Genomic DNA, 21,265 nt, shown 5'->3' on the forward strand with positions numbered 1-21,265 from the left:
GGTGGCAAAAATGCCGTTTAACCAATATATGGGGGGAACCCAGGGGATGCAGCAAGGCAACCCGATGATGATGGGCCGGCAAAATATGCAGCAGAGCCAAAATCAAATAAAAAATCCGCAAACAGGCATGCTTCCGGAAATCAAAGGACCCCAAATCAACGACAGGGACTCGGTGAATTTGGCGCTGGCTCAGGAAAAGTACTTGACGGACAACTTGAATGTTTTCGTCCGTGAAGCCAGCCACCGGCAGCTGCATAACGATTTAATGCGCATATTTACTGAAACCCATGTCATGACCCGGGAGCTTTTTAACCTGATGTTCCGTAAGGGCTGGTATACGCTGGAGGCGGAGCAGGCCCGGAAACTCGCCCAGACTCACCAAAATTTCACCGGCTATAGCTCACAATTCCCTTATGCCAATTACCTGCAGTAACCACTTTAAAAGGCGTGTCCGCTTAACGGCACGGTTTAATAGGGAAACTTGCTGAACCATACCCTAAACCGATACGGAAAAAGAAGGAGGTTACAGAAAAATGTAGCTTCCTTCTTTTTTAGCTACTTTGCGGTTTCTGCCGAGCCGATGCCTGAAAAAACCACCGCATTGTAAGTCGGCGTGGCAGGAGTGCCGCCGCTGCTGCCGTCCAGCTTAAGGTCGTCCTTGTCTTTGTCGTGCCACTGGCCGTCAGAGTACTGCCCGCAGGCCAGGTTGGCGGGTTGCTGGTTGGTTGGGCAATCCCGCCCATAGGAAACAAGGGCGCAAAAAAGCACAGGGGTTTGTCTCTCCTGTGCCTTTTCCTGACGTTGTTTTGTCTTTTGCGGACGGCGGGGTGAAACCGGGCTTATCCAAACAGATCGTTGTGGGTTCCGGTACGAGTCAGAGTCAGAACAAGAATGTCGTTTTCCAGCTTGTAGATCAAGAGCCAATCTGGTGTGACGTGGCATTCCCTGTGTTTTGACCACACGCCACTCAAGGCGTGATCCTTATGTTTTTCCGCCAGAGGCGCCCCGGCAGCCAGCGTTTGGATAACCGCCGTGAGCAAGCGAAGGTCATAACCTCTGCGCTGGATATGCTTAAGATCACGCTTGAAACGGCTGGTTGGCCTTATCTCATACATCAGTCAAAAGCTCCTTCATCATTTGCTCGGCGTCGGTATAACCTTTGACCGAAGGATCGCGGCTGATGCGCTCGGCCTCCTCCATAGCGGCGATTGTCTCAGCGTTGGGAGCCTCCAGGGCGACGTCAAACGGGATTCGCTGCTGACGAACCGCCTGACGCAGAAAAATATTGAAAGCCGTCGTCATGTTCATGCCGAGTTCGGAAAAGAGCTGTTCCGCTTGTTTTTTTAGCTCCACGTCCAGGCGAATGCTTATATTCGTTGTATCGGCCATAATTATCATCTCCTTATGTTTTAGTATATTAAGTATAGTATAAAATATGTGCTATGTATATACTGCGCACGAATACAACAAATTTATATTGATAGTTTTAACCCATGCAGCGCCTTAACAGCTCCATGGTTTTCGCCCGCTCGCCGGATTCCCGGTAACTTTCCAGCAGGGTTTCCGCCGCCGCCAGAAAGGTATCCTCGCAGCGCAGCCGGGCGCTTTCGGCCCACAGGGGCCTCCATGTCGTCCAGATGCCGACCGGTGTAATGGTCAGTTACTTTTCTTTCAGAAACCCGTGCATGAATAATTCCACAAGCTGCTTAACCGCTTCGCCAAAGGTCAGGTCATTATCCAGTATAAAAACGGGATTGATCACTGCCTGGATGGAGGCTATAAAAGCAGCGGTAAAAATGCGCGGGTCAATGTCCCGCAGTTCTTCCTTGTTATTACCATTTACCATAAACTGAATGAATCCCTGTATTTTTTCAATTCTAAAACGATCAACTTTTTGCCAGAACTCCGGATAATGAACCTTTAAATCATTCAGCACCAGCGGGTTAATAAAGGTCGGAGCAGTTTGGGTGATGTAAAGGACAATGCCGGCGATGATATCTGCCGGTTTGTTTTCCTTTGCTATTACTTGTCCTATTCCACCGGCAACTTTATTCATAAATTCATCCAGGACTGCTTCAATTATTTCTTCCTTGCTGCGAAAATAGCGGTAAATCGTCCTTTTACTCATCCCCGCCCGGGAAGCCAGCTCATCCATGGTAACGTTGTAAAAACCCATGGTGGAAGATAAATCCATAAAAGCACCGATTATTCTTTCCTTCAATTTATATCAACTCCACCTGCTTATTTTAGGCGACTTTTTTCTTAAATTTGATCACACTCAAAAACAGCAACACCACAGAAAATACCAGCAGGGAGGCAACCTGCCCGACCAGGTATTGAAAGCCGATGCCTTTTAAAACTATGCCCCTGATGATGTCAAGATAATACGTCAGCGGTATCAGGTTGCTGATCAGATATATTACCTTGGGCATGGCATCCCTGGGAAACATAAAACCAGACAGCAGGATACTCGGCAGCAGGAAGAAAAACGACATTTGAAAAGCCTGCATCTGGGTTTTGGCGATATTGGAGATGAAGATCCCGACCCCCAGTGAAGCGGTAATAAAAAACAACGTCAATAAATAAAGCTCCAATAAACTGCCGCGGATGGGCACACCGAAAACAATTACCCCCACCAGCAGGGCCACGGTAATTTGCACATACCCCAGGGCAATATAAGGCAGTATTTTTCCGATCATCAATTCATAAGCCTTGACCGGCGTTACAATAAGCTGTTCCAGGGTGCCCCGCTCCCTTTCCCGCACTATGCCCATGGAAGTCATAATCACCATGGTCATGGTCACAATAATACCCAGGATGGCCGGCACCATGTAATAAGCTGTGATGCCGTCGGGATTATACCAGGGTCTGACTCTGATGTCATACGGCTGTCCACCGATATGCTTAAGCTTAGTTAATATCTCCTGCGATTTAATCAGTCCGATGGAAGTGGCTATCGCCACGGCCTGATTGGCTACCATATTATCACTGGCATCTACTATTACCTGGGCCTGGGCGGCTTCGCCCCTTTTAACACTACGGGAAAAATCGGGCGGAATAATTATCCCAACCTTGGCTCTGCCGCTGTCAATCATCCTGCTGACCTCATCATAGCTGCCGGCGACGTAATTGATGTCATAATAACCTGATGCACTAAATGCTTCCAATAAGTCCCGGCTTTCTGCTGTAAGCGATTGGTCAAAAACCACCGTTGATATATGCCTGACCTCGGTTTGTATGGCATACCCGAACAACAGTAATTGTACCAATGGCAGCATAAAAACCAGTCCCAGGGTCATCCGGTCTCTGCGCATTTGCAGAAATTCCTTGTGCAACACCGCCAGTATTCTGCTCATCTTCATGCACCTTCCCAGAAAAAGTTTTTAAGTTACTTGTATCTGGCGCTCCGGTGGTTCCCTCCGTGCGCTCCGCAATTTTCTTTGTATCTTTTATAGTTATTTGTAGCTAACGATTGCAACAGACAGCCCAGTGTCACTTTACGCCCTTCCGGGGTCAAGCTTTGGGGATTTGACGGGCTATGGACCGCATCCAGTGCTCCGCTTACTCGGGGAAGCCACCGGATCGCCTTGCCTACGATATCTTTTGTTCATCCTCTGTTGGTACCCCGTTCCGGGTTTTGCGCGCCAGCGCAATAAACACGTCCTCGAGTGACGGTGTCACGCGGTTTATTTCCGCATGTGTAAATTCAGCCAGATAAGCTATATTTTGTTCATGTTCGAGTAAAACGTGCAGCACCGGGCCATGGACCGAACATTCTTTGACGTATGGCAGTTCCTCAATTTTATTGATCCAGTCTATTGCATCCGGCAGCTCCGCTTCCACCAAACAACCTTCGATAACACTCTTTTTCAAGTTATCCGGAGTATCCACCGCCATCAGCCGGCCGGCGGAAATAAAAGCGATATTGTCGCAGTACTCGGCCTCGTCCATAAAATGAGTGGTCACCAAAACAGCCGCTCCCTCGCCCGCCAGCTTGCGGATAATATTAAAGAACAAGCGCCTGCTGGTTGGGCTGACGCCGCTGGTCGGCTCATCCAAAAAAATTATGGACGGCTTTGAGATAATGGCACAACCCAGGGCCAGCCTCTGTTTCCAGCCGCCGCTGAGATTGGCCGTGAGTTCGTTTTCCCTGCCCTGCAGACCGGCCATATCCACCATAGCCTGGACCCGGGTTTTCCGCAGCACCCCGTTTACACCGTAAAGGCCGGCATAAAAATTTAAATTTTCCCGTACGGAAAGATCATCATACAGGCTGAATTTTTGCGACATGTAGCCTATTTTTTGTTTTACTTTCTCCGCTTCCCTGACCAGATCATAGCCAAGCACCCTGCCGCTGCCTGAAGTAGGCTCCAATATGCCGCAGAGCATGCGGATGGCCGTGGATTTGCCGGCCCCGTTGGGCCCCAGAAAGCCATATATCTCACCGCGTCGAATATTCATCGTCAGGCTGTCGACGGCGGTAAAACTGCCGAAGACTTTGGTCAGCTTATCCGTGGTTACCACGTATTCTTCCATTTAAAGCACCTCTTTTTCCGCCAGGGAGACGAACACATCCTCCATTGACGGTGCAACTTCCTTGCAGGACATCATTTCCACGTTTTTGTCAGCCAGCCATGCCCCGATGGCCGGTACGGCCGCAGCAGGGTCATTTACCACCAGATGATACTTGTCACCGTAAAAAGACATATCCTGCAATATCTGCAGCCCGTTAAAAATTTCAGGGTCCCTGGTGCCGGCCCTGACTTCAAATACTTTAAACCCAAAGTCTTTTTTTAGGCTTGACGGTGATCCTATGGCAGTGATTTTGCCTTTGTCGATAAAGGCCACTTGTTTGCACAATTCCGCTTCATCCATATAGGGAGTTGAAACAAGGATAGTCATTCCTTCCTTGTTCAGCCGGTAAAGAATTTTCCAGAATTCTTTCCGGGACTCGGGATCAACCCCGTAAGTAGGTTCGTCCAGCACCAGCATGCCGGGTCTGGCCACCAGGGAACATGTAAGGGCCAGCTTTTGCTTCATCCCACCGGACAGGTTATCGGCAAACCGTTTTTTAAAGCTTGCCAGGCCCGTTACCGCAAGGATTTCGTCAGCCCGCTGGTTAATTGTAGCCCTGCCCAGCTTATAAAGAGAGCCGAAAAAAATGATATTTTCCATAACCGTAAGGTCGCCGTACAGGCTGAAGCGCTGGGGCATATAACCCATTGACTTTCTGGCCTTCTCAATTTCCGCAGCAGGATGACCCATCAGGGAAACCTCTCCTTGATCGGGAGTGATCAGCCCGCAGATCATTCTGATTAATGTGGTTTTGCCGGCCCCGTCGGGTCCCACCAAGCCAAAAATAGAACCTTTGGCCACCTGGAGGCCAACCCCGCCCACCGCGACATTTTGACCAAAAGCTTTAGTCAGGCCAACTGCTTTAATCACCGGCCGTCCCTCCGCTGATAAAGGTAACATCGGCCGGCATTCCCGGCTTTAACGTGCCATCGCTGTTATTAATCTTAATCTTAACCCCGTAAACAACATTGGTGCGTTCTTTCTTGGTAAGTATCGTTTTGGGAGTAAATTCTCCCTTTGAAGCTATTTCATCAATTACTCCGTTATATTCTGTTGTTATACCACTAACGGTAAATTTCACCATCTGGCCAAGCTTGATCAAGGGCAGGTCATCCGTGGGGATATATACTTTAATCCACAAGTCTTTTAAATTTGCCACCGTGGCCAGAGAAGCTCCCGCCTGGACGTACTCCCCTTCCTCGTAGTTTTTGGTCACAACCGTTCCCTCAATCGGGCTATATATCTTTAAATCCGCCAGCATTGTCTCAGTGGTTTTTAACACCGCCTTGCTTTGTTCAACCGCTGCCCTGGCCGTGGCCACCTGCTGGGGACGGCTGCCGGAATTAACCAGGCTCTGTTGGGACTCGGCAACTGACAGCTGGTTTTGGGCCAGATCCAATTTTGTTCGGGCATTATCATATTCGGCCAGGGGAATTGCTTCTTCATTGAAAAGAGCTTCCGCCCGGTCAAAATCATCTCTGGCCTTTTGGTAATTGGTCCTGGCAATATCTACGCCGGCAGCTGCCTCGTCTTTTTCCTGCTGCCTGGCTCCGGATGCAATGTCTTCCAGCTGCGATTCAGCCTTTACAACACCCAGCGCATCCCGCTCACGCTGGGCCAACAGATCATTGCGGGATAGTTCCGCCACCAGCTGCCCCCCGGTTACTTCATCACCGGCATTAATTTTCATCATTTTGATGGTTCCGGGCAGTTTCGCGATCAATTCAACCGTGGTGGCCTCCACGGTGCCGGTGGCCTGAATCAGCGATTCATCCCGGGTGTAATAATTTCGATAAACCCAATAGGAGACACAGGCAACGGCAACAACAAGTACGACAACAACCGGAATTTTTTTTCTGTCCATCTTAACTACTCCTTTCACGCTGACCAGTTAATTGATCTCGTTAACCGCCGCTAAGACTCCCGCCTCTAAAGGCGGGAGTCTTAGCGGCGATAAACTCGAAATAAGTGCGACTAAGGTTCAGATGGGGTCAAAACCCCACCTGAACCAAGTCTTCTTTATTAAATGGTAATTACCAGGTAAACTATTGCTACCGAATCAGTTTACCTGGTGCCATAATACCACCAGGCTTTGGCAAATGCAATAGTTTTTTATCCAAAAGTATCCTGTTTTAAAATTAAGGAAATAATTACAATAACCTAAAAAATCTGGAGGGATAAAATGTATCTCGAGCAGTACGTGAATAAACCGGACAGGGAAAATATTTGTTGGGATTTTGACCTTAACAGTGAATTCAGAGGGCAGAGAAAAATCGGGTTTGGTTTCGTTGTAGACGTATTGGACGGAGCACCCAAACTGGCGTTATATCATATGAAAGTTAACTACAGCACCAGCACAACACTGGACTCCCAGCCACCCCGGGACATGCTGGTAAGAGCAGTGCGCGAACAGGGCGGACATCTGGAAGAGGAAAACCTTTATCCCATTAATCAGGAGTTAAAAGACTGGGTGAGGCAGAGGATTTTATCCTGAAAATTATGCTTCAGGGGCTGGTGTTACGTAAATTCTCCTTGTGAGGAGCAAAGTGACGTTGCCAAACTCGGATCTCATAGCTACAACTCCAAAGTAATCTCAAGCAGAATGGCGGACTGACAGTGTCATCCGTACCACGCCAGCAGCATGGCTATCTCCATAATATGCAAAGCGTGTACGTTAAAGGAAAAGGGACATGCCTCTTCGAGGAATGTCCCCAAATTAAGTTCCGTTGATCGCGCAAAACTAAGCACTTGCCCTATTACATGACGTTTTCGCTTTCCGCATTGCCACCTTTAGTATTATAGAGATCCATCACATAACGGGTAGCCAGATCACTGTCCCGCATGATTACGCCAAAGGCAAAAGCGGTATACAAGTACCGTCGAAAAGCTTCTATCAGGTCCTCGGCCCCCATCTCCCTTTCCAGGTAGGGCAGCATAAAAAATGTTGTCAGTTGGGCGGTTAAAACGTGAACGAGGTTTTCCAGCCCCGGGTATTTTTCCAGCAATTCCGGTATAGCCGGTGCTTCTTTAAGCATATCAAAATATTGTTTGGCATCTGCTTCGTCAATTTCCCTAAAATTCACAGATAATCCCCTCCCGCTAGCTCTTTTTACAATCTTTTCCGGTTAAGGGGAATATTAAACCCTTTACAGTTCTACCACCGTACCCGCGTTATTAAAAAAGAACTTGTCCCCAAACTCCCGGGCCAGTACGGCGGCGGCAGCCAGTCCGGTGCAGTGGGATACACCTATTTTTTGAACACCGAATTTTTTTATGGCTGCAACGGTTTCATTCAATTGATCGTTTTTGGCGCTGATAAGATGGGTGCCGCCGACAACCGCGTAAATGTCATCAATGCCGGTCAGGTTTCTGGCATGAAGCATGGTATTCACCAGTCCCCGGTGTGCGCAGCCAAGCAGCAGCACCAGGCCTTTTTCCGTCTTGACGATGATACCCTGGTCATCCGCCAGGGCATCCGGCACAAAACCGCTATCCGTCTTAACAAACATATTATTGTCTACACCCTCGAATTGGGTGGTCAAAGGCACTTCACCGGTGGTAACAATGTTTTCAGTTAACCACACCGGTTCTTTGTTTAAAACAAATGATGCGCCGAGCGCTTCCAATTCCTCACGGCAAAACGGGATTCCGATAAAACGGTGCATACTGCCGCCTCCGGGAAGATTAACACGGATGTATTTTTTCTCCCAGATGTCGGGGTGCGCATATATCTCCACCCTTTTTCGCAGCATCTGGAGCAAGAGGCGCAGGCCACCGGTATGATCTGTATGTCCGTGGCTTAAAACAATTTTATTGACTTTACTTAAATTAAAACCACCTGCCAGGGTATTGCGCATTAAAGAATCAGTTAAACCCGTATCCAGTAATACCGTATCGTCTCCATATTCAATCAGTATGCTCAGTCCCCATTCACCGGTAAATCCAATCATACCGGCCGTGTTTTCGCACAAAGTTGTCAGCCGCAATGAACTCATAAATTTTCCCTCCTTTAAATAATGTTTGCCTTACTCAGGTTTTTAAATATGTAACTAACATTGGAGTTTTACCGTGCCCCACCTCAAAACCGCATGATTTGTAAAAATCAATCGTATCGTCATAGGAACTGAGAATCTTCCTGGCATATTCGCCGTATCTTGAAACTATTGGTACTAATTAAAATTTTATCATTTATTTTAGCTTATTCTAATTATAACTAATAGCATAATAAAGACAAACCCATTTTGAACAAATGCAAGTTACTTATCACGCATCAGCGGCAGGGTGATCAACCCATTATTTAGCAACAGCTGCCCTGCAATTACCCGGGTTAATAAATTTTAAAATAGCTCACACTAAAAGCAGGAGGTGAGCAATAATGCCAAAAAGTCAGGATTCATATATTGCCGACGCGGAAATGGATATCATAAATAAGGAAGCCAATGAAAACGCGGCCCAGGACTATATACGCATACACACCAGCCCGGAAGAACTGGTTGAAAGCCGCAGCACGAAGTATTAAATACAAAATAAAACACCGGTCAATTCCGGTGTTTTTGCTTTAAATGTTAATCATCCAAGTGTCCTGTTTTTTTATTCATACCCAATTTAACGTCCTTATCTGTACCAGGCCGGTGCCCGCTGTTAAGCTGGGCTTTTTGCGACTTTATTTCCCTGGGCCTGGGCGCTCCCACCGGCCGGTGCAGGTCTTGCTGCAATTCCGGTTCCCTGTAATGATGACCGGGGTGATCCGGCTTTTCCAATTTTCCACCCCCTTCATTTTTTTATATTGTTGCGCCGGCCACCAAAATTATCCCCGCAAGTTTAGGTTATAACATAGAAAACATTTGACAACTTAGTATAAATTTTAGGGATGTCTTTAAAAGTTAGTCTATTATATAATTCTGTGCGTAAAGAAAATTTTGTACTAGGAGGCTATAATGACATCAAGGTATAGACAACATGCGGCTATGATAATTACTTTCCTGGTTTTTTTTCTTGTCCTGAATGTCCAATCTTCCGGCGCCTATAGCAACTTAAAACAAGGCAACAGAGGTCCCGATGTGCTTGCCCTGCAGCAGCAGCTGCAGCAACTGGGCTATTTTTCTGCTCAACCAACAGGTTATTTCGGTACTGTGACAGCATCTTCCATAAAAAAATTTCAGCTTAATTACGGTTTAAAGCCGGATGGCATTGTCGGTGTGCAAACTAATTCGCAGATTAGCAAATTACTTGGTTTACGGAATAACAGCAATAGCAATAGCAACAGCAATAGCCACAGCCAAAAAGAGGTTCTGGGTTTTTATACCGGTGACGAACCTGCGCTACCATCTTCCATGGCCACAGTTAAAGCACAAAGCAGCCTTTTAACCTCGGTTTCTCCTTTCTGGTACCGGCTCAACAGGAATGACCCGAGCAGTCTGGAGCTATACGGCGGACAAACATGGCCGGAAGTAAACGAATTACTTAGTTTCAGCAAGAAAAATAATATTGGCAACTATGTACTGATACACAATCTTCTTTATGGCTCTTCCACAGTAAGCAAGGATGTAGTGCACAAAGCACTGGCAGATTCCAATACACGCTGGAAGCTGGTTACTAATATCTATGACCTGGTTAAAAATCAGGGTTACAGCGGAGTATGCATAGACATCGAAAATATCTATGCCAACGATCGTGGGCTATACATACAATTCTTAAAGGAATTATCATCGCAGTTCAAGCCCGCCGGACTCAAAATTATATCCTGCGTTCCATCTAAAACAACGGATAAATCCCTGGGTGGCTGGGGAGATAATTTTGATTATTCCCAAATAGGGCAATACGCTGATCAAATAGTTATCATGGCCTATGATGAACACAGCAGCGGCAGCAGCCCGGGGCCAATTGCATCCAGGCAGTATGTTGAAAATGTAGCCCAATACTCATTGACCAAACTGCCGCCGGAAAAGATTCTGATGGGGGTAGCAGGATTCGGGTTCGACTGGAACACCAATAATGGGACTTCCCGCTATATCTCATACCAAATGGCTGCAGATACGGCCAGGCAATACAACAGGCAGATCCAGTGGGATGCCAACAAACAGGTTCCCTACTACGGTTACACCGACAAAAATGGCTCCTGGCATAGTGTTTACTTTGAAAACGCCAGCAGCCTCGCTGCCAAGCTGGATATTGTAAATACTTACAACCTGGGAGGAATTGCCATCTGGCGCCTTGGCATGGAAGACCCCGCAAGCTGGAAAGTAATCAGAGATAAATTGTACTCGTAAGACTTTTGCAGCGCTAATAGGTTATTTAGAACTTTGGGTCCTTTATATGGCAGGCATTTAAGGACAGCGGCAAAATGATTAAAAAAAAGCAGACTAAGCTTTGGTCTGCTTTTTTTATACCATATTAAAAACGTTTATACGTATCCCGCAGTACTCTTTTGAGCACTTTACCCGAAGCGTTTCTTGGCAGCACTTCGGGAAACTTATAAATGCGAGGTATCTTGTAATCAGCCAGACGGCTTGAGCAAAATGCTTTTAATTCTTCTTCAGATATTACATTACCCGGCTTGGGACATATAACCGCGGCAACTGTTTCCCCCCAGACCGAGTGCTGCAGCCCGATTACCGCCGCCTCCAGTACTCCCGGATGCTGGTATAAAACCTGTTCAACTTCGGTGGAATAGACATTCTCTCCGCCGGTTATAATCATATCTTTTTTACGGTCGACCAGGGTAATGTAACCCTCATCATCAATGGTTGCAAAATCGCCGGTGTGCAGCCAGCCGTTGCGCAGCGTTTCTGCCGTGGCCTCCGGGTTTTTGTAATAGCATATCATCACGGTCTCACCGCGAATAATAAACTCACCCACCTGTCCCGGCAGGATATCTCCGCCCGCATCATTCACCACTCTGGCTTCAGTGCTGATAATGGCTTTACCACCGGCTCCGGGTTTGCGCAGCTGGTCTTCCGGCACAAGCATGATGCCTCCGGGACCACCTTCTGTCAAGCCGCATAAATTATAAAACCGGTCTGTAGAAAATTTGCTTATTGCCTGCCGCACCAATTCCACGGGCATTGGCGCGGCGCCATAGCCGAATCTGGTCACCGACGCAAGGTCATAGCTGTCAAAATTAGGCACCTGCAGCATAAAATTATACATGGTGGGCACGCCAAAGAACAAAGTAATTTTTTCTTTCCCCAAAGTCTCCAGTACCCTATGAGGCTCAAATGTCCGTAAAACCACGTGGGTTGCTCCCACATACATCCCGGAAACGAGGAACAGGTTCAACTGGGCCGAGTGGAAAAGCGGAGCCAGGTGCAGCAAACGGTCCCCGGGGTTAACCCCCATATGGACTACCATCACCATGCCCACGTGCAATATGCGGTGGTGATCAAAAAGCGCCCCTTTGGGTCTGCCGGTGGTACCGGAAGTGTATAGGATTTCGCAATCGTCCCATTCCTCCACCAGCACCCCGGGTTCCTCTCCTGCGATATTTGCCGTCAAAGCGTCCCAGTCCACTGCCCCCGCATTGTTTTCACTTTTCCCGGCACTGATTAACTGCCGCACTTTGGATATTTTCCCTTTTAACGAAGCCACCAACCCGTCGTATTCCGGGTCAAAGAAAAATACCACGCTGTCTGAATGGTTGACTATATATTCAACCTCAGGCGCAGCCAAGCGAAAATTAACCGGAACCGCCACAGCCCCAACCTTCATAATGGCCATAAAAGCTATCACGTAACGGTCTGAATTCTGCATCATCAGAGCCACTTTTTCACCTTTGTTCACCCCCAGCGCCAGTAAGGCATTGGCCAACTTGTTTACGTCCAGATTTAGCCCTTCGTAGGTGTAGCGCTTGTCGCCATAAACAAGGGCCTCTTTGTTTGGGTGCCGGCGGGCATTACGGGCCAGCATGCCACCAATATCCAAAATATCACCTCCAAATTTTTTTTATATTTGTTTGCTCCACTGCCACAAAGTATTTTTTAAAGGACTTCCTCCACCTCGGCCGAGTAGTCGTTTTCTACTCAGGAAATAATCAGCCTCCCTTTATCTAATGGATTATGCATCCTGCCGTTAATTTACGATTATAAAAATGATCAACGATTTATCAACGATGCTTTATCGGCTTGTAACGCAATAATCATGCCCAAAAGAACCTTCTTTATTTTAGTTAATTTTGAATTTTTGGAATATTAAACTCCGTCCTGTTTCCGGAACAATTGTCCTGTTTTCGATACGGACAAACCAGGCATCAAACCATACCTGCAGCTCTAAAACCCTTGTTTTAGTTTAAATCAGAGCTAGCTGACAGTTGGCACATACTTTGCGGATAGGAAGGATGGGCACACACACCTCCTCTTTTGGTTCAAAGCTTTTGGGTCGGAGGTATGTCCCCAATTTAAAGAAATTCAATCTATAGGAGGTAATTGCCTTATGGTGGGTATAACCGCTTTCGGTGCCTATATCCCCTTTAACCGCATGGAGCGCAAACGTCTGGCCGAAGCCTACGGCGAGCCGGCTCCCCCGGGGGAAAAAGCGGTTGCCAATTACGATGAAGACAGTGTAACTATGGCGGTTGAAGCGGCAAGGGACTGCCTTACCGGCAGCGGGCCCGCCGCCCTGGGCGGAGTGTTTTTCGCCACCACCACGCCACCCTACCGCGAAAAACAATCAGCCACTACCGTAGCCGCTGCCATTGATGCGCCGGACACAATTCGTACGGCAGACTATACGTCCACTTTACGGGCGGGCACCACCGCCCTTTTGGCTGCTGTTGACGCCGCCAAATCAGGGGCGGGCAGCGTACTGGTTACAGCAGCCGACTGCCGTCTAGGCGCGGCCAGGGGACAATTTGAGCAGCTCTTTGGTGACGGGGCGGCTGCGCTGGTCGTCGGAACCGAAAATGTGCTGGCGGAAATCGAAGCCACCTGCACCGTGGCCGGCGACGTGATTACCCAGTGGCGTGAAACCGATGACAAGTACGTGCGGGCCTGGGAAGACAGGTTTGTAACTACCAGGGGCTACGGCGCTATGGTTAAAAAGGTGCTGACCACTCTGGCCGGCAAACAAAAAATTATGCCCTCGGAGATCAATAAGCTGGTTTTATATGCTCCTTCACCACGGTACCAGGCGGGCACGGCCATGTCCATGGGCTTCCGGCAAGAACAGATCCAAGACGGGCTTTTTGCCACGGTTGGCCTGGCCGGCGCAGCCCACGCCCCTCTGATGCTGACCGCGGCCCTGGAACAAGCCGGGCCGGGGGACCGGATATTAATGGTAAGTTTCGGAGAAGGGGCCGATGCAGTTCTGTTTAAAGTCACGGAGAATATTAAAAACTTCGCCCCTCGGCTGGGAGCAGCCAGGTTACTGGCATCCAGGAAAAATACCATGAACTACCTGACCTATCTGCGCTGGAAAAATATGCTGGACTTTGAGCCGCCCAGGCGCCCGGACCCGGATCGCCCGTCCGCCCCGGCCATGTGGCGTAATGCAGCCAAGAACCTGGCCTTTTACGGCAGCCGCTGCACAAAATGCGGCACGCCTCAAATCCCGGCCCAGCGAGTCTGTGTGCACTGCCGGACCTTTGACGAGATGACTCCCTACCGCTTTGCCGACACCAATGCCAGGATTGCAACCTATACCATAGATCACCTGACGATTTCCCAGGATCCCCCCACTGTCTTTGCAGTTGTGGACTACGAGGGGGGCGGCAGACTGCTTTGCGAGATGACGGACTGCGAGCCCGCCAAAGTGGCCATAGGGATGGAAGTCGAAATGACTTTCCGCAAGCTCTACCAGGCCGGCGGCATTCACAACTATTACTGGAAAGCCAGGCCCAAGAGGTAAAGGAGGGATAATGATATGAGCATCAGAGATAAAGTTGCCATCATAGGTATGGGCTGCATCCGTTTTGGCGAACATTGGGATAAGGGCATTAACGACATGCTGGTGGAGGCGGCCTATGAAGCGTACAACGACGCAGGACTAAGCCCCGATGACATTCAGGCTTACTGGCTGGGCACCTGCGCTTCGGGCTGGGCGGGCATCAGCCTGTCGGAGCCGTTAAAAATACAATACAAGCCGGTGACCAGGGTGGAAAACTTTTGCGCCACCGGCACCGACGCATTTAGAAACGCCTGTTACGCCGTAGCCTCGGGGGCTTATGACATAGCTATGGCCATAGGTGTTGAAAAATTAAAGGATTCGGGATACAGCGGTCTGGTTATCACCCCTCCCCCCGGTGACGGAACCGCCCCCAACTACTCGGCTCCGGCCGCCTTTTCCCTGCTGGCCCCGGCTTACTTTAAAAAGTACGGGCTGGACCCGGAAACCGGTAAAAAGGTTTTGGCCAGAATAGCTTACAAAAACCATAAAAACGGCGCGCTAAACCCCAAAGCCCAATTCCGTCAGGAAGTGCCGATGGAAAAGATACTTAAATCACCGGTTGTGGCGGCTCCGCTGGGTGTTATGGACTGCTCCGGCGTGGCTGACGGTTCGGCGGCGGCTATTATCGTGCGGGCGGAAGACGCTCATAAGTACCGCCAAGATCCTATTTATGTCAAGGCTCTGTCGGTGGTGTGCGGGCCCGGGCACGGTGCCATGCACCAGGATTACGATTTCACCTCAATCAGGGAAACATACCATGCGGGGGTTGATGCTTACCGCCAGGCAGGGATTACCAACCCGCGTAAAGAAATTAGTATGGCCGAGGTGCATGACTGCTTTACCCCGACGGAACTGGTCATTTACGAGGATCTTGGTTTTAGCGAGCGCGGCAGGGCCTGGCAGGACGTACTGGACGGTGTATTCGACCTGGCAGGCGAACTGCCGGTAAACCCGGACGGCGGGCTGAAATCTTTCGGCCACCCCATCGGAGCCAGCGGCCTGCGCATGCTCTATGAAATGTACCTGCAGCTCAGAGGCCAGGCAGGACCGAGGCAAATCGACAATCCCAGGCTGGGCCTCACCCACAATCTTGGAGGCTTCCCATGGGAATCGGTTTGCTCGGTTTGCATTGTCGGCAAGGAACCCGGCTAGGGGGCGCACAATGAGAACCCTGGTTGAGAGCACCCGCTTATGCCCGGAGACCGGGCATAAGGTGCGGGTTGAGGAATTATACGAACTTGAGGGCACCTGCACCTGCCAGGTGGATACCCGGCTGCTTTCCTGGCGGTGCCTGGACGAGGCGAACTGCCGGGCCAAAGCGGCCTGCCCCCTGCACCGGGAGTACGCCGGTACGGGGGGAAAAACTATGTTGGACCGGTAAGGCTGGCATTTGGTAAGAGGATACACCTACTTATTAGGAATTTTTTAACGATACTTGTATCTGGCGCTCCGGCGGTTCCCTCCGTGCGCTCCGCAATTTTCATTGTAGTTCGTGTAGTTACTTGTATTTAACGCTTGCAACAATCTGTCTGGCGTAACTTTACGCCCTTCCGGGGTCAAAGCTTTGGGGATTTGACGGGCTACTAACCGCATCCAGTGCTCCGCTTACTCCGGGAAGCCACCGGATCGCCTTGCCTACGGTATCTATTTTAACTTACTGGTAAGGGGCAGATTGCCCCCACTAATTTAGCTTAGTCAAGCACATGTATATTACCGCACAAAGGAGGTATGAAAAAATGAGCGACCGCAGTTCTTTGGTCGGCACCGAACTTTCCCGCTATACTTTTACGGTAGAGCGTGGAAAAATCAGGGAGCTGGCCTTGGCCATCGGCGACGACAACCCCGTGTATACCGACCCGGAATACGCCCGCTCCCTTGGCTACAAGGACGTTATCGCACCGCCCACCTTCGGTACCTGTATTGAGTTCTGGGGAGGGTCCGACTTCATGGAACTCTGCCGCAAGCTGCAGCTTAACCCGGTGCAGGTTTTGCATGGAGGCCAGGACTATGTTTACTCCGGAGTAATTTACCCGGGCGACGTGATCGAGGCCGGCAGCGTTTTGAAAAAACAACTTCAAAAAAGCAAAATGAGTATCCTTGTTTTGGAAACCACCTACCGCAACCAGAACGGTGATACCGTTTTAACCTGCCGCAGCACCATCATCGAACGGGGTCAGGCTTAACCTAACTATAATAACTGCGATAACCACATACGAGAATTACTTGATAAAGAGGTGGTAACTTTGAAAACCGAACTGTATTTCGACGATTTCCAGGTGTCGGAGCAGCTGCCCCCGCTCACCAAGCCTCCGATTGACCAAATACAGCTTGTTAAATACGCCGGCGCATCGGGCGATTTTAACCCGCTGCATTATATGCCGGAAATCGGTCAGATGGCCGGAACAGGCGGCGTTATTGCCCATGGGATGCTGATCATGGGCATTGCCGGCCAGGCGGTGGCGGGCTGGATACCCAACCGCTACCTCACCCGCCTTTCCGTGCGGTTTGTAGATATGACCAAGCTGGGAGATAAAATCACCGTAACCGGCACAATAACCGGCAAACGCGAAGAACAAGGTTCCGGAGTTATTACCGGTGAGGTAATAGCCGCCGACCAAAATGGCGGAGTAAAACTTAAGGGCACCTTTGAAGCGTCACTGCCGAAAAGGTAAAAACTAAAGGGGGAATAGTTAGTGGATTTAATGCTGAAAGATAAATGCTGCATTATTACCGGAGCGGGGCGGGGCATAGGCCGCGAAACAGCGCTGCTTTTCGCCCGTGAAGGCGGCAGGGTAGTGGTCAGCGACCTGGACGAAGCGCCGGCGCTGGAGGTTGTTGAGCAAATCAAAGCCGGCGGCGGCCGGGCCGTGGCCTGCGTGGGCGACGTAACCGCCGACGGCTTTGCGGAAAAAATTGTTGCAACCGCAGTTGAGTCCTTCGGGCCAAGTATTGATGTTATAGTCAACAATGCCGGCTATACCTGGGACGGCGTTATTCATAAAATGACCGACCAGCAGTGGGAAGCCATGTTAAAAATTCATCTAACCGCTCCTTTCCGCATCATCCGCGCAGCGGCACCGTACATCCGGGATGCCGCCAAGCAGGATAAAGAAGCAGGCAGAAGAGGAACCCGCAAGATTATTAACATTTCATCCATTGCCGGTCTGGACGGAAACGCAGGCCAGGCCAACTATTCCAGCGCCAAGGCGGCAGTCGTGGGCCTTACCAAAACGCTGGCCAAGGAATGGGGCTCCTTTAACGTTTGCGTAAATACCGTGGCCTTTGGTTTTATTGAAACCCGGCTGACTCAGGCCAAGGAAAAGGGGGAAGCTATTAAAGCGGAAGACAAAGATGTTTCCATCGGTATACCGGAAAGCGCGCGCCAGATGTTTAAAGCCATGATTCCGTTAAGACGGGCCGGCACACCCGAAGAGGCCGCCGGCGCGATACTGTTAATGGCTTCGCCCCTTGCCGATTATATCAGCGGAGAAGTATTAAGGGTTACCGGAGGTCTGTAATATGGCCCTTGATTTAAATGCCGGCGATTATAAAATTTTTCGTGACGCCTTTAAAAGATTTCTGCAGGCGGAAATAATACCTAATTACCCCAGGTGGGAAAAAGAGGGCATCATACCCCGGGAAGTATGGCATAAGGCCGGGGACAACGGTTTTCTGTGCCCCTGGGTGGAAGAGGAATTCGGCGGGGCGGGCGCCGGTTTTGAATATTCTGTGATCATCACTGAAGAACTGGCCCGGGCCGGAACCCATGTAATGTTCCCCCTGCACAGTGACATAGTAGTTCCTTATATCCACTCCTACGGCACTCCCGAGCAAAAACAAAAATGGCTGCCCGGGTGCGTTTCCGGTGATATTATCGCAGCCGTGGCCATGACCGAGCCCGATACCGGCTCCGACCTTGCCGCCATTCGCACCACCGCCGTTCGGGACGGTGATGAATACGTAATTAACGGGGCCAAAACGTTTATTTCCAGCGGAATCCTGGCTGATTTAGTAATCGTGGCCTGTAAGACAGACCCCGGGGCGAATCCCCCACACCGGGGCATGAGCCTGATTGTGGTGGAGCGGGATACCCCCGGCTTTCTCCGGGGCCGCAAGCTGGATAAAATGGGACTGCAGAGTCAGGACACCTCGGAGCTGATTTTTACCGACTGCCGGGTGCCGGCGGGCAATATCCTGGGCCGGGAAAACGCCGGGTTTACCTGCCTGATGGAAAAGCTGCAGCAGGAGCGCCTGGTCTGTTCGGTAATGGCCCAGGGTGTAGCCGAAAGAATGCTTCAGTACACCGTTGAATACTGCCGGGACCGTAAAATCTTTGGCCGGCCGGTAGCTTCTTTCCAGCATAATTCCTTTAAAATCGTGGAAATGGCCACGGAAATAGAGCTGGGCCGCACTTTCCTCTACCAGTTGGTTGAAAAACACCTGGCCGGGGAAAGAGTTGTTAAGGAAGTCTCCATGGCCAAGTGGTGGATTACCGAAATGGTCAACCGGGTCGCCTACCACTGCCTGCAGCTGCACGGAGGTTACGGTTTCTGCGATGAGTACCCCATCAGCCGGGACTTCAGGGATGTGCGCATATTCAATATTTTTGCCGGCACCACTGAAGTAATGAAAAGCATTATTGCCAAAGAACTGGGGCTTTAAATCCCCAGTTTTTTTAACTTTTCGTATAACCGGGAGCGGCTGATACCCAGCATGCGTGCAGCTTTGGTTTTATTCCCCCCGGAAGCCTTGAGCGCGGAAACAATGATTTCCCTTTCGGCACCCCCCAACCGGTCGCGGTAATTTCCTCCCGGGGGCGGGCCTTCTTGCCCGGGCTTGTCTCCGCGCAGATAGGCCGGCAGGTCTTTTACCTGGATTACACCGCCGGAGGCAAAATTTACTGCCCGCTCGATGATGTTTTCCAGTTCGCGAACATTTCCCGGCCAGTGGTAGCCGCTTAATATCCCCAGTGTTTCCGCAGTGATATCCGTAACCCTGGTTCCAAATATTTCATTATATTTGCGTAAAAAATAATGCACCAGGGGCAGAATGTCTTCCGGACGTTCCCGCAAGGGAGGTATGGTAAGCTGTATCACGTTGAGCCGGTAAAAAAGATCTTCCCGGAACTCGCCCCTGGACACCAGGCCTTCCAGGTCGCGGTTGGTTGCCGCAACCACCCGCACGTCCACCTGAATTGGACGCGTACCGCCCACCCGGTCAAACTCTTTATCCTGCAGCACCCGCAGCAGTTTGGCCTGCAGTCCCGGACTCATATCACCGATCTCGTCAAGAAATATCGTACCCCCATTGGCCAGTTCAAAGCGCCCCGGTTTGCCTCCCCGCTGCGCCCCGGTAAAAGCACCCGGCGCATAGCCAAAAAATTCAGATTCCAAAAGGTGCTCCGGAATTGCAGCGCAATTAACTTTAACAAAAGCGCGGCTCCGCCTGGGACTGGCCGCGTGAACAGCCTGGGCAAAAAGCTCTTTTCCCGTGCCGCTTTCCCCCTGGACCAAAATGGTTGAGGTACCCCGCGCCGCCTGGAGGGCCTCCTGCTTAAGCTGAATCACAGCCGAGCTTACTGATATAATACTGTCAAAGGTATAATAGGTACTTCCTTTCTTCTCCAATTCGGTGCGGTAATAATTAAGCTGATTTTCCAGGGAGTCCATGCGCCTGGCCATCTCCCTGATTTCTTCCAGGTTGCGGAACATCATTTTGCCGACTGCCCCAACCACCCTGCCGTTTTCAACGATGGGCAGGCGGGAAACCATATAATACCCGTCCCTGATCTGTTGCAGCTGCCCCGTTTCCGGAACTCCCGTGCGGGCGACTATATGCAGCCGGCTGTTTTCCAGTACCTTAGTAACATGCCTGCCAATAGCCTCTTGGGGATCAAGGCCGAAAAAATCTGCCAGTGACTGATTTACAAAGGTTATGCAGCCATCTTTATCAACCACAACTATCCCGTCGTAGGCAATATCAAGCACCGTGCGCAGCGTGTGCTGCAGTGTGCGGACACTTTCCAGTTCCGCCGCAACTTTTTCCAGTTCGGTAAGGTCCTGCAGAATAGCCATGGCCCCCGAGGTACGGCCGCGATCAATTACGGGTGTAAAGTTGACCAGCAGCGCCCGGCCGGCCACCATACACTTTTTGCCTATCTCCACCCGGCCCGTTTCCATCACTTCAGTAAAATTCAAGCCGGGCAATACTTGTTCCGCGGAGCTGTTTAGCACTGCCTCTTCCATTACCCCTAACAGTGATTCCGCCGCCGGGTTCAGCAAAGTGATCAGCCCGGACCTGTCGACAGAAACCAAGCCGTTATGCATAGCCTGGTAAACAGCTTTAAGCCTGGCATTCAGCAAATCCGCCCGCCTGAATAAAGCCATAATCATGTCAACTTTGGTAAAAACCCCACGCACCCGGTTATGCCCGTCAACCACTACCCCCATCCCTACCGGACTGGTTTTAACCACGTTTTCCACATAACGATAAGGGGCTTCCATTTCCACAGTTACCACCTTGCGGGTCAGAAACCCGCTTACCGGCCTGTCCAAGGAACAGCCCTCTAAAATAGCATCGTATAAGTTTACTTTGGTCAACAAGCCCGTCAGCTTACCGTTTTCATCTACAGCGGGTATGCCATCCAGCCGGGTCTGGCGGAAAATTTCAACTGCCCGCTTGATACTATCACCCGGATGCAAAGTCGGCACGTCCGGCGTCATAAAATCTCTCATCCGCAACGCATTCACCCCTTTCGCTGCAGCTACCAATATTATATCGCATATCCATGGTTAAGTCTTTTTCACCCTCA

The 21,265-nt window shown here is 50.1% G+C and carries 24 protein-coding genes; 11 read left to right on the forward strand and 13 right to left on the reverse strand.

All coding sequences use genetic code 11. The annotated features are described in order from the left end of the window. Positions 1-10 precede the first annotated feature (10 nt). A complete protein-coding gene (locus tag BM056_RS12000; protein WP_238456438.1) occupies positions 11-433 on the forward strand; it encodes a spore coat protein in 423 nt (140 codons plus the stop codon). 122 nt (positions 434-555) lie between these two features. Here BM056_RS12000 and BM056_RS12005 read toward each other — a convergent pair whose 3' ends face one another. The 8 genes from BM056_RS12005 to BM056_RS12045 form a co-directional block, all read right to left on the reverse strand. Next, positions 556-768 carry a hypothetical protein gene (locus BM056_RS12005; protein WP_092471655.1) on the reverse strand — a complete coding sequence of 71 codons (213 nt, stop codon included), beginning with the start codon at positions 766-768 and terminating at the stop codon, positions 556-558. 71 nt (positions 769-839) lie between these two features. Continuing rightward, positions 840-1,115 carry a type II toxin-antitoxin system YafQ family toxin gene (locus BM056_RS12010; RefSeq protein WP_165613498.1) on the reverse strand — a complete coding sequence of 92 codons (276 nt, stop codon included), beginning with the start codon at positions 1,113-1,115 and terminating at the stop codon, positions 840-842. Further along, positions 1,108-1,389, reverse strand: coding sequence for a type II toxin-antitoxin system RelB/DinJ family antitoxin (locus BM056_RS12015; RefSeq protein ID WP_435050963.1), 282 nt, complete (start codon positions 1,387-1,389; stop codon positions 1,108-1,110). Before BM056_RS12015 ends, BM056_RS12010 begins: the two co-directional genes overlap by 8 nt. A gap of 271 nt (positions 1,390-1,660) precedes the next feature. Beyond that, a complete protein-coding gene (locus BM056_RS12025; protein WP_092471657.1) occupies positions 1,661-2,221 on the reverse strand; it encodes a TetR/AcrR family transcriptional regulator in 561 nt (186 codons plus the stop codon). 25 nt (positions 2,222-2,246) lie between these two features. After that, a complete protein-coding gene (locus tag BM056_RS12030; protein WP_092471658.1) occupies positions 2,247-3,356 on the reverse strand; it encodes an ABC transporter permease in 1,110 nt (369 codons plus the stop codon). 235 nt (positions 3,357-3,591) lie between these two features. Continuing rightward, positions 3,592-4,536: an ABC transporter ATP-binding protein gene (locus BM056_RS12035; protein WP_092471659.1), complete on the reverse strand. Its 945-nt coding sequence runs from the start codon at positions 4,534-4,536 to the stop codon at positions 3,592-3,594. Continuing rightward, a complete protein-coding gene (locus BM056_RS12040; protein WP_092471660.1) occupies positions 4,537-5,445 on the reverse strand; it encodes an ABC transporter ATP-binding protein in 909 nt (302 codons plus the stop codon). After that, the gene (locus BM056_RS12045) at positions 5,438-6,439 is read right to left on the reverse strand and encodes an HlyD family secretion protein (protein WP_092471661.1); all 1,002 of its coding nucleotides are present in this window, start codon (positions 6,437-6,439) and stop codon (positions 5,438-5,440) included. Before BM056_RS12045 ends, BM056_RS12040 begins: the two co-directional genes overlap by 8 nt. 318 nt (positions 6,440-6,757) lie before the next feature. On the opposite strand from BM056_RS12045, the gene BM056_RS12050 reads away from it, so the two are divergent. After that, entirely contained in the window at positions 6,758-7,069 is a 312-nt protein-coding gene (locus BM056_RS12050) for a DVU0772 family protein (RefSeq protein WP_092471662.1), read from the forward strand. A 262-nt stretch (positions 7,070-7,331) separates the two neighbouring features. Here the strand turns inward: BM056_RS12050 and BM056_RS12055 are convergent, their stop codons facing one another. Then, positions 7,332-7,658 (reverse strand): hypothetical protein, encoded by a 327-nt coding sequence (locus BM056_RS12055; RefSeq protein ID WP_092471663.1) that lies wholly within the window; start codon positions 7,656-7,658, stop codon positions 7,332-7,334. 63 nt (positions 7,659-7,721) lie between these two features. After that, positions 7,722-8,570: an MBL fold metallo-hydrolase gene (locus BM056_RS12060; protein WP_092471664.1), complete on the reverse strand. Its 849-nt coding sequence runs from the start codon at positions 8,568-8,570 to the stop codon at positions 7,722-7,724. A 380-nt stretch (positions 8,571-8,950) separates the two neighbouring features. Here BM056_RS12060 and BM056_RS26225 point away from each other — a divergent pair, with 380 nt between their 5' ends. Then, positions 8,951-9,094, forward strand: coding sequence for a hypothetical protein (locus BM056_RS26225; protein WP_165613499.1), 144 nt, complete (start codon positions 8,951-8,953; stop codon positions 9,092-9,094). Positions 9,095-9,140: 46 nt separating this feature from the next. Here the strand turns inward: BM056_RS26225 and BM056_RS12065 are convergent, their stop codons facing one another. Then, positions 9,141-9,335, reverse strand: a complete 195-nt coding sequence (locus BM056_RS12065) for a hypothetical protein (RefSeq protein ID WP_092471665.1) — start codon at positions 9,333-9,335, stop codon at positions 9,141-9,143. 177 nt (positions 9,336-9,512) lie between these two features. On the opposite strand from BM056_RS12065, the gene BM056_RS12070 reads away from it, so the two are divergent. Beyond that, on the forward strand, positions 9,513-10,844 hold the full coding sequence (locus BM056_RS12070) for a glycosyl hydrolase family 18 protein (RefSeq protein ID WP_092471666.1): 1,332 nt from the start codon (positions 9,513-9,515) through the stop codon (positions 10,842-10,844). Between the two features lie 124 nt (positions 10,845-10,968). On the opposite strand, the gene BM056_RS12075 is transcribed toward BM056_RS12070, so the two are convergent. After that, positions 10,969-12,495: a long-chain-fatty-acid--CoA ligase gene (locus BM056_RS12075; RefSeq protein WP_092471667.1), complete on the reverse strand. Its 1,527-nt coding sequence runs from the start codon at positions 12,493-12,495 to the stop codon at positions 10,969-10,971. A gap of 507 nt (positions 12,496-13,002) precedes the next feature. Between BM056_RS12075 and BM056_RS12080 the strand changes: the two genes are divergently transcribed. The 7 genes from BM056_RS12080 (at position 13,003) to BM056_RS12110 (ending at position 19,116) form a co-directional block, all read left to right on the forward strand. Further along, positions 13,003-14,415, forward strand: a complete 1,413-nt coding sequence (locus BM056_RS12080) for an OB-fold domain-containing protein (protein WP_092471668.1) — start codon at positions 13,003-13,005, stop codon at positions 14,413-14,415. Between the two features lie 15 nt (positions 14,416-14,430). Beyond that, complete coding sequence (locus BM056_RS12085; RefSeq protein WP_092471669.1) at positions 14,431-15,606, forward strand: acetyl-CoA acetyltransferase; 1,176 nt, start codon at positions 14,431-14,433, stop codon at positions 15,604-15,606. Positions 15,607-15,616: 10 nt separating this feature from the next. Beyond that, the gene (locus BM056_RS12090) at positions 15,617-15,835 is read left to right on the forward strand and encodes a hypothetical protein (RefSeq protein ID WP_092471670.1); all 219 of its coding nucleotides are present in this window, start codon (positions 15,617-15,619) and stop codon (positions 15,833-15,835) included. Positions 15,836-16,190: 355 nt separating this feature from the next. Beyond that, the gene (locus tag BM056_RS12095; protein WP_092471671.1) at positions 16,191-16,637 is read left to right on the forward strand and encodes an FAS1-like dehydratase domain-containing protein; all 447 of its coding nucleotides are present in this window, start codon (positions 16,191-16,193) and stop codon (positions 16,635-16,637) included. A gap of 60 nt (positions 16,638-16,697) precedes the next feature. Beyond that, the gene (locus BM056_RS12100; protein ID WP_207648181.1) at positions 16,698-17,126 is read left to right on the forward strand and encodes a MaoC/PaaZ C-terminal domain-containing protein; all 429 of its coding nucleotides are present in this window, start codon (positions 16,698-16,700) and stop codon (positions 17,124-17,126) included. Between the two features lie 30 nt (positions 17,127-17,156). Then, positions 17,157-17,972, forward strand: a complete 816-nt coding sequence (locus BM056_RS12105) for an SDR family NAD(P)-dependent oxidoreductase (RefSeq protein WP_092471768.1) — start codon at positions 17,157-17,159, stop codon at positions 17,970-17,972. A 1-nt stretch (position 17,973) separates the two neighbouring features. Next, entirely contained in the window at positions 17,974-19,116 is a 1,143-nt protein-coding gene (locus tag BM056_RS12110; protein WP_092471672.1) for an acyl-CoA dehydrogenase family protein, read from the forward strand. On the opposite strand, the gene BM056_RS12115 is transcribed toward BM056_RS12110, so the two are convergent. After that, positions 19,113-21,188 (reverse strand): sigma-54-dependent Fis family transcriptional regulator, encoded by a 2,076-nt coding sequence (locus tag BM056_RS12115; protein WP_238456443.1) that lies wholly within the window; start codon positions 21,186-21,188, stop codon positions 19,113-19,115. The genes BM056_RS12110 and BM056_RS12115 overlap by 4 nt on opposite strands. Between the last annotated feature and the right edge of the window lie 77 nt (positions 21,189-21,265).

Origin of the sequence: Desulfotruncus arcticus DSM 17038 (assembly GCF_900113335.1) — a bacterium.
Taxonomy (GTDB): Bacteria; Bacillota; Desulfotomaculia; order Desulfotomaculales; family Desulfallaceae; genus Desulfotruncus; species Desulfotruncus arcticus.

Excerpts from the sequence above, each read along its gene's own strand:
- BM056_RS12000 (WP_238456438.1), top strand. The coding sequence starts at position 11 with ATGCCGTTTAACCAATATATGGGGGGAACCCAGGGGATGCAGCAAGGC.
- BM056_RS12010 (WP_165613498.1), bottom strand. The coding sequence starts at position 1,115 with ATGTATGAGATAAGGCCAACCAGCCGTTTCAAGCGTGATCTTAAGCAT.
- BM056_RS12015 (WP_435050963.1), bottom strand. The coding sequence starts at position 1,389 with ATGGCCGATACAACGAATATAAGCATTCGCCTGGACGTGGAGCTAAAA.
- BM056_RS12030 (WP_092471658.1), bottom strand. The coding sequence starts at position 3,356 with ATGAGCAGAATACTGGCGGTGTTGCACAAGGAATTTCTGCAAATGCGC.
- BM056_RS12035 (WP_092471659.1), bottom strand. The coding sequence starts at position 4,536 with ATGGAAGAATACGTGGTAACCACGGATAAGCTGACCAAAGTCTTCGGC.
- BM056_RS12045 (WP_092471661.1), bottom strand. The coding sequence starts at position 6,439 with ATGGACAGAAAAAAAATTCCGGTTGTTGTCGTACTTGTTGTTGCCGTT.
- BM056_RS12050 (WP_092471662.1), top strand. The coding sequence starts at position 6,758 with ATGTATCTCGAGCAGTACGTGAATAAACCGGACAGGGAAAATATTTGT.
- BM056_RS12060 (WP_092471664.1), bottom strand. The coding sequence starts at position 8,570 with ATGAGTTCATTGCGGCTGACAACTTTGTGCGAAAACACGGCCGGTATG.
- BM056_RS26225 (WP_165613499.1), top strand. The coding sequence starts at position 8,951 with ATGCCAAAAAGTCAGGATTCATATATTGCCGACGCGGAAATGGATATC.
- BM056_RS12070 (WP_092471666.1), top strand. The coding sequence starts at position 9,513 with ATGACATCAAGGTATAGACAACATGCGGCTATGATAATTACTTTCCTG.
- BM056_RS12080 (WP_092471668.1), top strand. The coding sequence starts at position 13,003 with ATGGTGGGTATAACCGCTTTCGGTGCCTATATCCCCTTTAACCGCATG.
- BM056_RS12085 (WP_092471669.1), top strand. The coding sequence starts at position 14,431 with ATGAGCATCAGAGATAAAGTTGCCATCATAGGTATGGGCTGCATCCGT.
- BM056_RS12090 (WP_092471670.1), top strand. The coding sequence starts at position 15,617 with ATGAGAACCCTGGTTGAGAGCACCCGCTTATGCCCGGAGACCGGGCAT.
- BM056_RS12095 (WP_092471671.1), top strand. The coding sequence starts at position 16,191 with ATGAGCGACCGCAGTTCTTTGGTCGGCACCGAACTTTCCCGCTATACT.
- BM056_RS12105 (WP_092471768.1), top strand. The coding sequence starts at position 17,157 with ATGCTGAAAGATAAATGCTGCATTATTACCGGAGCGGGGCGGGGCATA.
- BM056_RS12110 (WP_092471672.1), top strand. The coding sequence starts at position 17,974 with ATGGCCCTTGATTTAAATGCCGGCGATTATAAAATTTTTCGTGACGCC.
- BM056_RS12115 (WP_238456443.1), bottom strand. The coding sequence starts at position 21,188 with ATGAGAGATTTTATGACGCCGGACGTGCCGACTTTGCATCCGGGTGAT.